Genomic DNA, 14,028 nt, shown 5'->3' with positions numbered 1-14,028 from the left:
GCAGCTCCGATCGCTACGGCTTCCTTCCTTTTATTGCTCTAATTCAGTTAAATCAAATGAAATGACTCGGTTTGTGTTAGGGTTGTAAACCACACTACCTCGAACTTGAATGGTTTCTCGAGGAGATTCTAATGTGTATAGATAAGTTTCTTTAGAACGATTAGTAGAAACCTCTTCTTTACCTTCAAATTTATAATTTACTACTCTATAACCGGGATAACCCACTGAAACAATTTCAATCAAATATTTACCAAACTTTTCAGCTTCTAGCTCCGGATTAGCTATTATCTCAACATTAAGAACACCTACATCCGGATTAGCACCTAGTGCTTCAAATGCACGTTTGTGTAAGTTGATACGATTCGGCGGATAACCTTGAACTGTGTCTACAACCTCAACTAAAACTTCTCTTGTATTTTGTGGATTTCTGACTTTAATCGTTTGACCACATTGGAAACCTGCTCTTGGGCTAACTGCCACAGTCATGTATTGATTATCTGACCAAGCGATGTTACATTTTGTTACTTGTCCTCCCTCTGTCCATGTCGCCTGACCTCTTACGACTTGCTGACGAGCGTCAAAAAATGGCGGATATGGAGCTGGTTCAAAAGCTTGATGATTATTGTAATAATATGGATGATTAAACATCATCTTCCTCCTTTAGACCATACTTTTTATAACATATGCCTATGGAAGGTTGACCCGTTACAAATTAATTTCCTACCCAGTCAAAACGTGGTATAATATTGACTGAATATTAAATTATGATGTAACAGGGGGAAAGCAGATTGGGTAAACGTATATTTTATTTCATATTAACTAACATTCTTGTAATGACAACGATTATGATTGTATGGTCCGTCATAACATCGTTTTTTGATATTGGAAGAGTTGGTGGTTACGGCGGTCTAGAAACGCTGGACATCGGCGCGCTTGCTATATTTAGTATAGTTGTTGGTTTTACAGGTGCATTTATCTCATTAGCTATGTCACGTTGGATGGCTAAGAAAATGATGGGTGTACGTGTTATTGATCCGAGTAAAAACATGTCTGCTCACGAACGTGAATTAGTTGAAAAGGTTCACCGTCTATCACGTGCAGCAGGTCTAATGCATATGCCTGAAGTTGGTATTTATAACTCTCGTGAAGTTAACGCTTTTGCAACAGGTCCATCCAAGAAGAAATCATTAGTTGCAGTATCAGCTGGACTTCTTCAATCAATGGATGATGATGCAGTTGAAGGTGTACTTGCTCACGAAATAGCACACGTTGCAAACGGCGACATGGTAACCATGACGCTTTTACAAGGTGTGGTCAACACATTCGTTGTGTTCTTATCACGAATTGTTGCAAGTATCGTATCTGGATTCGTTCGTGAAGAAATGCGTTTTATCGTTCATTTCGCAGCGGTTATTATTTTCCAAATCCTGTTCTCGATTTTAGGATCACTTGTGGTCTTTGCTTACTCTCGTTATCGTGAGTACCATGCCGACCGTGGTGGTGCTGATTTAGCAGGTAAAGATAAGATGATTCACGCACTTGAATCATTAAAACGTCAAGTGAATAACGTGCGTGACCCTCATCAAGATGATAACGCCGTTCAGACACTAAAAATTAATAACAAACGCAGCACGAACATGTTCTCATCTCACCCAGACTTAGATGATCGTATTGCAAGATTACGTGCAAAATAATAAATTAAAAGCATCCTCATAACAACGAGGATGCTTTTTTAGTTGATTAAGCTTTTCTCTCTATTAAATTAACTCCTACACCCATGCATAAAACACCTATTAATACTAAGATGGCTAATGGTTCATAAATATCGGCCAGTCCTTGACCAAACATAGAAACTGCTTTTAATGCCTCCATCGCATAAGTCATAGGAACGACATTAGATATTGCTAATATAATGTCATTACTGACTATTTCAATTGGCCAAAAAGCTCCACCAAGCATAGCCATGCTTACTGTTACGATGGGAACCACAGCATTTAACTGATCAGTTGATTTAATTAGACCTAATATCAACATTCCTATGGCCACTACGGCGAATACGAAGCTTGCTATCGTTAAAATAACTGCACCCATTTGTTCGCCTACATTGTATCCGAAAATATATTTAAACATGAGTACAATCAACACGATCTGAGTAAATCCAATGACATAAGAATAACTCATATGTCCAATGTAAACTTGCCATTTTCTAATCGGTGACAAAATAATTCGATTTAAGGTTCCTGTTCTTTTCTCTTCTGCAATTTTACTCAAACTAAAAATAATGGTATACATTGCAAAAAATAATGACATGCCATATAAGGTCTGAAGCTTTTGATTATAACTTGGTGCTCCTTCTAAAGGACCTGGGGTTACTTTACTAACTATAATCGGAGGCTCTGATAAATATTCTTTAACCTGCTTCCTGAATTGTTCAGGTTCATCTACTTGTGCTGCAGCAGTTGACACACGCTTTTCTTTTAAATATGTCTGAGCTACCACTTGCTTTAGAACCTGTAGATTCTCATCTTCTGCTAACATGAATATTCGAAAGTCGTCTTCCATGACCTGTAATGCATATGGGTACTTTCCAAGAGCGATATCTTCTTTGGATCTATTCTCTTCTGTCGCAAAAAACTCAAACCCTTCAGTTGCTTCATTTAACCTTTCAAGCCAAGCTTTTTGGTTCTGTACAGATGCGTCAAAATAAGTTGGAACACTAACCGCACTACTTACCCTGAACCCACCCATAGCCAATACAAAGACAATCGTCATCACCATCATAGAACCAATCAGAAGGGGTTCTCGTTTTAACCGTTGCCATTGTAATAAGAATAATGCTTTCATTTAAACCACCCTCTTTCTTGGAAATATCATCAAACTTATACTCAAAATAATGATTGTAAATATAAGTAGTTTAATTAATGAAGGTAATATAAAATCAAACCCTAGTCCCTGCGACCACTGAAGGTATGAAGTTAAAGCCAAGCCATTCGGTGTCCAACCACCTAACACACTAATGAATTCCGGTAATTGAGTCTTTGGAACAAAGCTTCCCCCTAAGAAAGCTAAAATACTTACAATCCCTCCAGAGAAGACACCTGTGATTGAACTACTATTTGCACGCATAGTAATGGATGTTAGCAATGCGCCAACACTCCCAATACTTATTGCATAAACAAAAGTAATTAAAGCAATTCCCGCCCACTCTATAATATCGTCCATCATAAACGATCTGAGAACTAGAACTGATATAGTAAATAGAATTACTAGTTGAATAAAGACTAATAACATAGTTGAGATTCCTTTACCTGATAAATACATCATAGGATGTTTTCCAGATAAAATAATTCGATTAAAGACGTTTTGGAAGTTCTCTACGTAACCTTTGTGAGCCATTGTCGATCCAACATATAAAGCAAACATAACTCCCATGGCAAATGTATAATACTGTAGAGGCGACATAGGTTTTTTGTCTGTCACAGACTGAACGTCACCTAGTTCACTACTGTCATTTTCAAACGAAGGGACCACACCCTCTTCCCCTGTTTCTTTTGCTATAGCCGACCCGAGATTCAATTGATTAATGATAATTTCAATAACATCTTCAAAGATACTCGCTGAAAACGAGCTATGGTCGCCAGTCTGAACAATTAACTCGCTACCTTCTCCTTGTTCAAGTACCATTTTCCTTAGAGCTTCATAAGTAAAATCCTCAGGGACAATGAGAATGGCCGATACCTCTTCATTAGATAAAGCACTCAACGCGTCAGTTTCATTCATGCTTTTGATTTGAAACATCTCATTAAATTCATCACTGTTAAATACGTCAGTAATCACATTCACAGGTTGAAATGAATCAACCGCTTCACTTATTTGAGCTTTAGCCTCATCAGGAATTGGTAATTGTTTAACTTCCTCTTTAAAGCGCTTTACGTCTTGTTCGGTTTGACCCTTCTGAACAAACGCTACGCTCGATGATATCCCCTCTGTACTACCAGACATTACACCGCCTAACGCAAAACCTAATATAGAAGTCAAAACAAGAGGCATGAGCAATAAAACGGCCAGCTCTGTTTTATCACGAAATAACACTAGAATATCTTTTTTCAAAAATGACCACATGGCTCATCCTCCTAATCTCTTAATTTTCGTCCCGTTAAATGTAAAAACACATCTTCTAATGTTGGGACTTGAACATTAATACTCGTAATTTGAGCTTCTTCTTTTTCCGCTAAGTTAAAAATCGTTCCTAGCTGCCTGCTCCCTTTCGGAACAATTAACTTAATCCCATTATCAGTTTCCGTTACTTGTAATATGCTTTCATTTTTCTCAAGTTTATTAACTAGGTTCGGATAAGGGCGATCAAAATCTACTATTATCGTTTCTTCACTAGATAGAATGCTTGTTAGTTCTTCTTTTGTACCTGTAGCAATCACTTTGCCATGGTCCATAATGTAAATGCGATCACACAATCGCTCCACTTCTTCCATGTAGTGACTTGTATATAGAACGGTCATTCCTTTTTCTTCTTTTAGTTGACGAACCATTTCTAAAATATAATTGCGTGATTGAGGATCAATCCCTACAGTCGGCTCATCCATGATGATTATTACCGGTTCATGAAGAAGGGCTACTGCAATATTGATTCTACGCTTCATACCGCCTGAATACGTTTTGACTAAATCTTTTTGCCGTTCAGTTAATCCGACAATTTCTAAAACTTCTTGAATTTTTTTATCTAGTTGCTTGCCTTTCAGACCATAAATTTTCCCGAAAAACTTCAAATTCTCAAGTGCCGACAGTTCTTTATATAAAGCAATTTCCTGTGGTACGACGCCTAATACATCTCTAATTTCGTTAGGGTTCTTGATGACACTCTTCCCATGCCACTTCACATCGCCTGAAGTCGGTCTTAATAAAGTGGAAATCATCGATATTGTGGTGGATTTCCCTGCACCGTTTGGGCCAAGTAAGCCAACTGATTCTCCTTGATCTAAATACAGATTTACATCATCTGCAGCCACATTTTGCTTGAACACTTTTTTCAAATTGACTGTTTCTAACATACACGTCTCTCCCTATCTTTCAATCTACTACTAATATATAAAAAATAAGACAGCTGCAACACTGCCTTCAGTCACTAAATATAAAAAAGACCCATGACTTAAGTCATTTTATTTCTATATCACACAATTTTTTTCTTAAACCTTTATTTTTTAAGACGCCATTCCTTACTGGTAGTTAGTATTAATATGAAAACACCGCCAATTAACAATAAAAAAGAAGTAGTGATTGGAAACGTTCCTACTTCCCTTATGGCTGTTCCGAAGATTCCGTACCTACTATCCCATCCTTGTCCAGAAGATCCTAGAACTTGAGAATAATAAGAAGCTGCTATTAATGTCGATCCGTAAACAATGGCACTCATGAGTAATAATGTAGTACCTATAATGGTAAACTTCATTTTGACACTCCCCTTGTTAATTCCTTCTTACTAATTTTACCTAAATGCGTGTATGGTAAAGTATCCATGATTGTTATCTGCTTTGGCATCTGATACCTTGCCACCCTTGTACTTAACCAATTTAATATTTCTTGTTCGGAGATATTCTCCTGTACTGTTACAAATGCATGTAACCTGTGTCCAAATTCATGGTCATCTCTCCCAATTACAGCAACATCCTTTACATGAGGATGCCGATTCAACTCTTGCTCTACGTGAATAGGATAAACATTCTCTCCTCCAGAAACAATCATGTCATCCACCCGTCCACAAACATAATAGTATCCACGCTCATCACGGTAAGCTAAATCACCTGTCCCCATCCACCTTTTCTGACGATTAATCATGGACCAATCGTTTATAATAAAAATTTGACCAATTTCACCTGTATTAACCTCATTCATATGTTGATCAAAGATTTTGATCTGTTGCTTATTTACAGGCTGGCCATTAGTCATAGGTGAATCGTTTAATTCAGTCGGAGTAGCGATTAAATTTAACCCTGTTTCTGATGTACCATAAAGATTGTACAACACAGGACCAAGTTGATCGAAAGTCTCATTTACCAATTTTTCATTCAGTTTAGTGCCACCTGAAGCTATGCATTTAAGATTTTTTATATTATCCAAGTCTGTTTTTAGTAGCCGTTGTAACATCAACGGAACGACGGTCATGAATTCAACTTGATGTTTAGCGATTATGTGACTTGCCTGCTTTGACTCAAAGTCACTACTCACAACAATCTTTTTGCCCAAAGGAATGAACAAAAGCAAAATAGCTATACCATACCCGTGATAAATTGGTGTACCAACATATGCGGTATGATAATCCAATAGTTTTAAACGTTTGATCAGTGCTATAAATGGATTTAAATAATTAAATAATGAAGGTTTATGTACTGCTTCTTTGGAGCGGCCAGTCGTCCAACCTGTTTGAAGAACTAACCTTCCCATTGAACAGCGCTCTAATAATTCTTTGTCATGGTTTAAATGAATGAGTTGTTCAATGGAGTTTTCTATGTGATAAGTTAATAGTTTTTCACCTTTGAAGCTTGAATGTGTAATGATTGACTCAACTTCTTGATCATAAATAAGTAATTTAAATTGCTGTTGTTGTTTTAACAACTCCTCCAATTGATTCTCAGCTATTTCTGCATTAACCAAATATACATCTGCCCCTAATCGTGAAACAGCAAAAATTCCTCTAATTAGTGAGTTATGGTTTTTGCATAAAAATAAGACCTTGTCACCTTTTTCTATGTCATATTGCTCTTTAAGGTGTAAGGAAAGATTTTCTGTTTGATTTAACATTTGAGTATAAGTTAATGTCTCTTTGTCATCTACTAGCGCCACACGCTCTCCGTACTTTTTTTCAGCAAAATATAATAAAGTCATTAAGTTACTACCACTTTTAATTAATACAGTTAATAGATTATATAATGACCTTGGAGTAAATAATCTGATTTTGTATAGAACTTTTATAAGGTTAATGAGCTTCAATTTATCCCACCTTTGAACCAAACCGCTCCCATACACCTCTAAAAATTACTGAAGCTAATTGAGCGAAGATTAACCACCATGGTTGATATTTTCTTCTTTTACTAAAGATTGACTTACCAATAATTTTTGCAACATGCTCAGGAGACATTGCCGGCATATTCTTATAGGCTTTCGTGGGTTTTATCATAGGAGTTTTAACTAAAGGAAGATATATAGATGTAGTCGTAATCCCTGCAGCATTGACTTCAGTTGAAACCGATCGAAACCAAGTATCAAACGCTGACTTCGAGGCCTGGTATGCAGCCCATTTTGGAAAAGGGATGAGTGAATTATTAATGGTTGAAATGTTAATTATCTGACCCTTATTCTGTTCAAGTAAAGGTATTGTAGACAACAATAATTGGACGGGCGCAAAATAATTAATAGCCATTGTCCTTTTGAAATCATGGAATCGATCTAGGGAGTCGAATATGGACCGCCTTATAGATAAGCCTGCGTTACTTACAAAAATGTCTAAACCATTGGGTAAACTATGGAGAAAATGTGTGAAATCCAAAACCTCTTCTTCATTTCTTAGGTCAGCATCATAAACACTTGCTGTTGCAACTTTCTTTTCTATATCGCTCTTTAGCTCTATTAATCTTTCTTTTCTTCTAGCTACCAGGATTAAATGGCAGTCAAAGCCAGCTAAATAAAGGGCTAGCCGCTTACCGATCCCCGAACTTGCCCCAGTAATGAGAATCGTCTTATTCAAAATACTATCACTGAGCTTTTTCCGATTGATTCGTGTATGTAAAAATAATAAAGATTCTAATAAGTTATAGTTATGCATGCTTCCCTCCTGATTTAATTATTGATGTACTTCATGACATCATCTATGTAATGACTTATGGATTGTTTCGTATCAACAACAAAATAATCATGTTTCAAAGGGCGTTGGCTGTTTTTAATGGTATACTGGAAACTTTCTATAGAAGCCGCTTGTGCGATCTGGCTTGGCATCTTTACTCGGTGTTTTAATCGCCTATTAACCTCAATAAAATCGTCTAGATAGCACTCAACATATTTATATTTAATATGAAATTTTTCAGTTAATTCTATTCCTCGACCCACCATCTCCTGATATAAACAAGGGCTATCGAAAATCACGGCATGTCCCTGTGATAATTGGAATTCTATTAATGACCAATCTATGTTATAAGCTATGGGGCCTGACTTTTTCGGATCACCCTCGTAATCTTTTAACAACCCTGATTTAATGACATCATGATCAATAACCACTGCCCCAGTTCGTCTACCAATCTCTTGAGCTAAAGTAGATTTACCCGAGCCAGGAAACCCTGACATTTGTAGGAAAAACATTCTAAACCAACCCATTTCTTATCGCGTAAATTGCTAATTGTGTTCGGTCGCGAAGACTTAATTTGTCTAGTAAAACACTAATATTGTTTTTAATTGTACCGACAGATAAAGCCAGTTCATCAGAAATCTCTTTATTACTTTTACCTTCTCCAATTCGCTTGAGAATGTCTGTTTCACGTGGGGTTATTTGGTGTTGGAGTTTTGGCTGTTCAACCTCTTTTTTCTCTAGTAATCTAGGCATAACTTTCGCCGCCACCTCACCTTGAAGTTGCAACCCACCGGATAAACAACTTTTAATAGATTTGATTAATGACTCTGCATCAGCATCTTTAAGCATATACCCATGAGCACCAATTCGAAGGGCTTCTAAAGCGTACTCATCATCATTAAAAGTCGTTAGCATCAGAACCTTCATCTCAGGCCAACGTTCGCGAATAATTTTAGCCGCTTCAAGCCCATCCATCTCTGGCATTCGAATATCTAAGATTGCAACATCGAACCATTGTTTTTCACAAAACTTAATGGCTTCTGCACCATTTTTCGCCTCACCCGTCACCTCAAGTTCTGAGTCTGTTTCAATCATCATTTTTAGACCCTGCATAACTAAAGACTGATCCTCAGCTAGTAACACGCGCGTCATTGGCTACACTCCCCCTCTTAAGTGGTAATGTTCCTCTTATAATAAACCGATTTTGATAGGTTAAAATCTCTAATCGTCCTTGCACTTGTTTAATACGTTCGCGCATAGATTGCAATCCATATCCTTCATGATAAACATAATTTTCAGTCACTGGATTAGACACTTCAAACCTAAAAACACTTTCACCAGGTGATTCAAATAACACTGAAGCCTCACGCTCTAAACTATGGCGCATCACATTCGTCAAAGCTTCTTGAACAGCTCGATAGACTGCGACAGTCTGATCCACGTCAAGCTCAGCAGAAAACGCACGATTTTTCACAGCAAACTGGATTCGAATGAAGTTCTCTGCTTCTAGTTTTCTAATTAAGCGTATAATCGACGGAAGGCCACCGATCTCTTCATGATCCATAGCTTTAACAGCTTGCCTCGTCTCTTCTAAACTTTCTTTCGCCAATCCTTTTAACATATGAAAGCGCTCTTTAGTATCGGTTCCAACTTCCATTCGAGCTACTTCCAATTGCATAAGTAAATTGGTTAGTTTGTGTCCGACGCGATCGTGAATCTCCCGTCCAATTTGCGTTCGTTCTTCTTGGCGAGCCAGCTTTTCATCAGAGGCTGACTTCAGTTTAATTTTTCTATACTCATGAATTAATGCATCATAACGTGCATCCGCTTCATTGTATTGTTGAAGTTTTGAATAAATAAGTAGTCCAAGCACAATTAGAAAAACAGTATAGATTACTGAAAAAGAAAACGTTACTGGACTTAGTGTCATTAAACAACCTGCAATAATGAGCACTGCCGAGAGTGCATACCATTTCGTTAAACGATAAATCACTTCGCCAGCTAAATATGTAAAAATAATGAGCGCATGTGCTGAGTCACTTATAGAAAAAACAAGAGCTGTTATTATTGCAGCACTACTTAAGGCCAGAGTAGTAGCCAATTGGCTTTTTTTAAATAATGGAAGAAGAAATAACAGACCAAAGAATATTGCACTTCCTAGAAGTTGTAGCGCTGCCACTTGAGATAAATCACCAAGACCGATTGCCCAATTGATTAATAAGAGACCAAGCCAAACCCATACTAAATGTCGTTCCATCCAATCACCTATTAAAGTATTTTTAACTATCATATCATTTATTGGAAGATTTTGAGATAGAAAAAATTAAATAGATTGGCTTCCGCCTCGGTGCGGAAGCCTTTTTTATTTTTTATTGAAGTTGTGATTGCTATTAATTGAGTTGTGGTCGTGAATAATGAAGTTACCTTTGGGATTAACAGAGTTTAATTTGTGAATAATGGAGTTCGTTGGTCGATTAATGGACTAATAAACCTTTTTATTGAAATTTAGCCCAACATAAACTTGATACTTAATATAAGTAGTCCTCCACAAAACTTATAAGCCTTCCTAATTTTATTGAAGTTTTTGTTCTGATTAATGGAGTTGAAGTTTGGATTAATGGAGTTTCATGCTCTATTAATTGAGTTTGCTAATTTATTAACGAACAAATCACTAAAAAACTGCCCGCGTCATTACAGCGCAAGGCAGTTTTTCTCATTCTACCAAATCCACAAGGCAATCAAGGTTGATACGATTAGCCCGAGAATAACTGGTATAAAGTTTTTCCTGGCGAGGTCAATGGCTGAGACGCCACAGAAACCTGCGACAGCTACAAGGGATGACCACGCAACAATGGTTCCGCCACCAGTCCAAATGGATCCCATTTGACCGATCGCAGCTAACGTTGATGGATCAAGTCCGCCATTAGCTAGAGCTCCTGATAAAGATCCTGTTAACGGTAACCCTGAGAAACCAGAGCCATCAAGCCCGGTAATAATCCCGATAACCAAGATTCCAAATGCAGTCAGTACCGCACTTTCAGGAATGGCATTCTGTCCTGCAGCCACCAAGTCAAATAAGAATGCTGGTGGTGTCGCCTCTCCAAGTGATAATATGCTCCCAGAGAAGTCACTACTACCAAGGAAGAAGAATCCTGCTATCGGAATAACTGGACCCATTGCTTTAAATGCAAAGACAAACCCACTAACGATATGCTCACTTATTCGATCAAGCGCTTTAACTTTACCAAAAGCTAGCGAAGCAAACGCAAGTAGGATAACAGCAACCCCACCAATAAGAGCAGCTCCATCTCCACCTTCAAAACCACCTGATCTTCCGCCTTCAAATTTCGTATAAACCATAAAGATCATAACACCCAGCATCGCTAATGGTACAAGTACAGCGAAAAACTTTTTCCATTTTTCACTCGTACTAACAACTTCAGCATCCTCTTGACCTGGAAGTTGCTTTAACGCTTCTAAGTTTTTCGGATCATTAGGTTTCCGAATTTGTTGACGAATCATGAGATAAGCCAAACCAATCGCAAATGCACCTGTAATTAGTGACAAGATTAACGCTTTATCGGCTACTGCAGCTGTTTCAACACCCGCTGCTGAAGCACTCAATGTAGGTGCAACTTGAATGACATAGTCAGAGGCTAAAGCCATCCCTTGCCCAGCGAGCGCCACGACCATGGCGGCTCCCATTACAGGTAAACCAACTCTAACAGCAGCCGGGATAAGTAATGCCCCGATTAACGGTACAGCTGGTGTTGGCCAGAAGAATAATGAAATAACAAATGTAATTCCTACTAATACTAGAAAAGCTACGTGTCCATTTGTCATGATCTTTTGAACGGGCGCAATCATTTGCTGGTCAGCCCCAAGATCTTTTAACGCATGCAACAACGCAACCATGAATGTAATGATTAAAAAGATACTGAATAGTTCTTTTGCCGCGGTTAAGTTCGCATTAAATACGGCGGTAAAGCCCGTGATAATACTACCTTTGTAAATCCAAGCGACGAGAAATGTTCCAAGTAACGTCGGGAGCACAACGCCTTTACGAAACACCATCGTCAAAATTACGACAAGTGTAACAATTGCATACAACCAATGCGACATTGTTAATTCCATGATTGATGTCCCCCTTTTGGAACATCATATGCGCAGACGCCTATGTTGGTGAGCGACCGGCGTGTTGCAACGCAAAAATTTATGATTTAAAAACTGACGGACTATATTTTGCTCAAAGTTGGCATTTCAGTATCTAAAAAACACTCTTTTTTACCGTTCGACAAAAAATTTCTCCATTAATAAAAATTATGTACCCAATACTACTCATTCCTTGCTCAAAGCAGACCCTCAATTAACTCAAAACTAAAAAAGACCTAACCACATTACGCGATTAGGTCATTATCATCCTTATTAAACTGTCACCGCTTCTTTCTTAAAGGCTCTCGCCATTTCAATCAAACGTTTGTTTGATTTCTGTACGGTTTCAAGCTCCTTACCTTCAAGTACAACTTTTCCATCTACCAACTTTTCACCAACGTAGTTACACATTACTCGTGGCTGCCCTGGTACATCTACATTCATGTGGCTAAGAACCTCACGTAAGTGCAACTGCGCTTTAATTGTACCACCTTGACCTGGTGATGCACCCATTACACCTGCTACTTTACCAGCTAATGAGCTTTGGCCACCTGGACGGCTCAACCAGTCAATCGCGTTTTTCAATACTCCTGGCATTGACCCATTATATTCAGGAGTTGAAAACAATACAATATCTGCTGACTCTACCTGATCTTTAAACTTTTTAACACTATCAGGTAGAGGGCTCTCCTGATCTTGATTAAAAAGCGGGACCTCTGAGTAATCCGCATATTCATATTCAATATCTGAAGGTAGCTGTTCAGCTACGAAATCTAGTAATTTTTTATTCACTGAATCTTTTCGATGACTGCCGTTAATACCGACAACTTTTAATTTTTGATCCATGCTCTCACCTCTGTTGTATTTACTAGTTTTTATCTTAAGAAAAATTGTCGTTTAAACGCAAGTGATTTGTTTGAGATGGTAAAATCTACACCCCCAGGTGGATCATTTATTACTTTAGTAACCCCCTAACAAAACAAGCCTCGATTGTACTTTTGGAAGGGCCCTTTTCAAATTTTTACTTTTTAAGATGTTTTTTGTTAATTTTTGACGATTTTGTATAAGAAAATTAAATTTTCTTACCTCTTACTCTAAAAAATTAATATAAAAGCGATGTGACAGTTTTAGAACTCCACTATAAAGTAGTTTTTGAAAAGGGGGGCGTATGCATGCCAGATATGTTACAAGACCAAACCAATGACTTCAGTGAGGTATTGAATCAATATGAAAGCATGATTTACCACCTCATACACAAGCTTAATATTCAGGACCGGGACGGGGAGTTTTATCAAACAGGACTTGTTGCGCTTTGGGAATCTTACCGAAAGTACTACGGTCGTGATACGTTTTCAAAAATCACTTTCATTACCATTAAAAGTCGAATGATTGACCTCATACGCAAGAGAAGTCGCATAATTGAACGGGAAGCAATGGGTGAATTTATGAAAGAAGATGCTGAGTATGACTCATCTATAGAGAACTATGACCCGGAATTTTGGAATGTTGTTCGTGCTTCCTTATCAGAAAAGCAATGGACCTTTGTTAAAAAGAGAATTATACAAGGCAAGTCATTAAAAGAAATAGCTTACGAGGAAGATACTACAATTGATGCGGTTAAAGGATGGGGTAAGGAAGTAAAACGAAAATTACGACCTGTTCTTGAACCGTATTTAACATAGATAATGACCGGCAATCATGTCGGTCTTTTTTTGTGGTCTGAAAACAAAATCCGACTAGAGTTGGAACGCAATTCAACCTTTCTCCCGTTTTGAAAGCCTTCTTCAACGGGTAAACTAAAAGTGAACAAAGAAAAAAGGAGGCGATGAATCATGTTTCTATTTGATACTCAGTTACACAGTATCATGTATAAAGATCGTCATAAACGATATCAAGAGCAACAAGAGCACCTACGCAAAGTACGTAAAAGTCACTAATTAAGTTAGGCAACATTCGTTGATTTTAATTAGAGAGGAGTACAAAATTGGTATCTGTGTTCGATTCTTTAAGATGACAAGAACCTT

14 protein-coding genes are annotated in these 14,028 nt (G+C 37.7%); 2 read left to right on the top strand and 12 right to left on the bottom strand.

Translation table 11 applies throughout. From position 1 onward, the window contains the following. Positions 1-30: 30 nt before the first annotated feature. Positions 31-648: a DUF3889 domain-containing protein gene (locus E3U55_RS06710; RefSeq protein WP_134339661.1), complete on the bottom strand. Its 618-nt coding sequence runs from the start codon at positions 646-648 to the stop codon at positions 31-33. A 140-nt stretch (positions 649-788) separates the two neighbouring features. Between E3U55_RS06710 and htpX the strand changes: the two genes are divergently transcribed. Then, positions 789-1,694, top strand: a complete 906-nt coding sequence (htpX, locus tag E3U55_RS06705; protein ID WP_134339660.1) for a protease HtpX — start codon at positions 789-791, stop codon at positions 1,692-1,694. 46 nt (positions 1,695-1,740) lie between these two features. Here the strand turns inward: htpX and E3U55_RS06700 are convergent, their stop codons facing one another. The 11 genes from E3U55_RS06700 to E3U55_RS06650 all read right to left on the bottom strand — a co-directional run bounded on the left by E3U55_RS06700 (position 1,741) and on the right by E3U55_RS06650 (position 12,850). Next, the gene (locus tag E3U55_RS06700; RefSeq protein WP_134339659.1) at positions 1,741-2,844 is read right to left on the bottom strand and encodes an ABC transporter permease; all 1,104 of its coding nucleotides are present in this window, start codon (positions 2,842-2,844) and stop codon (positions 1,741-1,743) included. Beyond that, complete coding sequence (locus E3U55_RS06695; RefSeq protein WP_134339658.1) at positions 2,845-4,122, bottom strand: ABC transporter permease; 1,278 nt, start codon at positions 4,120-4,122, stop codon at positions 2,845-2,847. Between the two features lie 11 nt (positions 4,123-4,133). Further along, complete coding sequence (locus E3U55_RS06690; RefSeq protein WP_134339657.1) at positions 4,134-5,066, bottom strand: ABC transporter ATP-binding protein; 933 nt, start codon at positions 5,064-5,066, stop codon at positions 4,134-4,136. A gap of 143 nt (positions 5,067-5,209) precedes the next feature. Then, positions 5,210-5,464 carry a phosphatase gene (locus E3U55_RS06685; RefSeq protein ID WP_134339656.1) on the bottom strand — a complete coding sequence of 85 codons (255 nt, stop codon included), beginning with the start codon at positions 5,462-5,464 and terminating at the stop codon, positions 5,210-5,212. Then, positions 5,461-7,002 (bottom strand): AMP-binding protein, encoded by a 1,542-nt coding sequence (locus E3U55_RS06680; RefSeq protein WP_134339655.1) that lies wholly within the window; start codon positions 7,000-7,002, stop codon positions 5,461-5,463. Before E3U55_RS06680 ends, E3U55_RS06685 begins: the two co-directional genes overlap by 4 nt. A 1-nt stretch (position 7,003) precedes the next feature. Continuing rightward, positions 7,004-7,834: an SDR family NAD(P)-dependent oxidoreductase gene (locus E3U55_RS06675; protein WP_134339654.1), complete on the bottom strand. Its 831-nt coding sequence runs from the start codon at positions 7,832-7,834 to the stop codon at positions 7,004-7,006. 14 nt (positions 7,835-7,848) lie between these two features. Further along, on the bottom strand, positions 7,849-8,364 hold the full coding sequence (locus tag E3U55_RS06670) for an AAA family ATPase (protein ID WP_134339653.1): 516 nt from the start codon (positions 8,362-8,364) through the stop codon (positions 7,849-7,851). 1 nt (position 8,365) lies between these two features. Next, positions 8,366-9,004 carry a response regulator transcription factor gene (locus E3U55_RS06665; RefSeq protein WP_134339652.1) on the bottom strand — a complete coding sequence of 213 codons (639 nt, stop codon included), beginning with the start codon at positions 9,002-9,004 and terminating at the stop codon, positions 8,366-8,368. Continuing rightward, complete coding sequence (locus tag E3U55_RS06660) at positions 8,982-10,109, bottom strand: sensor histidine kinase (RefSeq protein ID WP_134339651.1); 1,128 nt, start codon at positions 10,107-10,109, stop codon at positions 8,982-8,984. Before E3U55_RS06660 ends, E3U55_RS06665 begins: the two co-directional genes overlap by 23 nt. Positions 10,110-10,570: 461 nt before the next feature. Further along, a complete protein-coding gene (locus E3U55_RS06655) occupies positions 10,571-11,986 on the bottom strand; it encodes a hypothetical protein (RefSeq protein ID WP_134339650.1) in 1,416 nt (471 codons plus the stop codon). A gap of 291 nt (positions 11,987-12,277) precedes the next feature. After that, entirely contained in the window at positions 12,278-12,850 is a 573-nt protein-coding gene (locus E3U55_RS06650) for an NADPH-dependent FMN reductase (protein ID WP_134339649.1), read from the bottom strand. 326 nt (positions 12,851-13,176) lie between these two features. Between E3U55_RS06650 and E3U55_RS06645 the strand changes: the two genes are divergently transcribed. Continuing rightward, entirely contained in the window at positions 13,177-13,686 is a 510-nt protein-coding gene (locus E3U55_RS06645) for a sigma-70 family RNA polymerase sigma factor (protein WP_134339648.1), read from the top strand. Positions 13,687-14,028 lie beyond the last annotated feature (342 nt).

Origin of the sequence: Filobacillus milosensis (genome assembly GCF_004402015.1) — a bacterium.
In the GTDB taxonomy this organism is placed as follows: Bacteria; Bacillota; Bacilli; order Bacillales; family Alkalibacillaceae; genus Filobacillus; species Filobacillus milosensis.
Note: the sequence above shows the minus strand (reverse complement) of the source record. Positions and strands in the feature narration are given on the sequence as shown.

What these genes read in the sequence shown, in the direction of transcription:
- E3U55_RS06665 (WP_134339652.1), bottom strand. Translation starts at nt 9,004, where the DNA reads ATGACGCGCGTGTTACTAGCTGAGGATCAGTCTTTAGTTATGCAGGGT.
- E3U55_RS06690 (WP_134339657.1), bottom strand. Translation starts at nt 5,066, where the DNA reads ATGTTAGAAACAGTCAATTTGAAAAAAGTGTTCAAGCAAAATGTGGCT.
- E3U55_RS06655 (WP_134339650.1), bottom strand. Translation starts at nt 11,986, where the DNA reads ATGGAATTAACAATGTCGCATTGGTTGTATGCAATTGTTACACTTGTC.
- E3U55_RS06710 (WP_134339661.1), bottom strand. Translation starts at nt 648, where the DNA reads ATGTTTAATCATCCATATTATTACAATAATCATCAAGCTTTTGAACCA.
- E3U55_RS06695 (WP_134339658.1), bottom strand. Translation starts at nt 4,122, where the DNA reads ATGTGGTCATTTTTGAAAAAAGATATTCTAGTGTTATTTCGTGATAAA.
- E3U55_RS06650 (WP_134339649.1), bottom strand. Translation starts at nt 12,850, where the DNA reads ATGGATCAAAAATTAAAAGTTGTCGGTATTAACGGCAGTCATCGAAAA.
- E3U55_RS06670 (WP_134339653.1), bottom strand. Translation starts at nt 8,364, where the DNA reads ATGTTTTTCCTACAAATGTCAGGGTTTCCTGGCTCGGGTAAATCTACT.
- E3U55_RS06700 (WP_134339659.1), bottom strand. Translation starts at nt 2,844, where the DNA reads ATGAAAGCATTATTCTTATTACAATGGCAACGGTTAAAACGAGAACCC.
- E3U55_RS06675 (WP_134339654.1), bottom strand. Translation starts at nt 7,834, where the DNA reads ATGCATAACTATAACTTATTAGAATCTTTATTATTTTTACATACACGA.
- E3U55_RS06645 (WP_134339648.1), top strand. Translation starts at nt 13,177, where the DNA reads ATGCCAGATATGTTACAAGACCAAACCAATGACTTCAGTGAGGTATTG.
- E3U55_RS06685 (WP_134339656.1), bottom strand. Translation starts at nt 5,464, where the DNA reads ATGAAGTTTACCATTATAGGTACTACATTATTACTCATGAGTGCCATT.
- E3U55_RS06660 (WP_134339651.1), bottom strand. Translation starts at nt 10,109, where the DNA reads ATGGAACGACATTTAGTATGGGTTTGGCTTGGTCTCTTATTAATCAAT.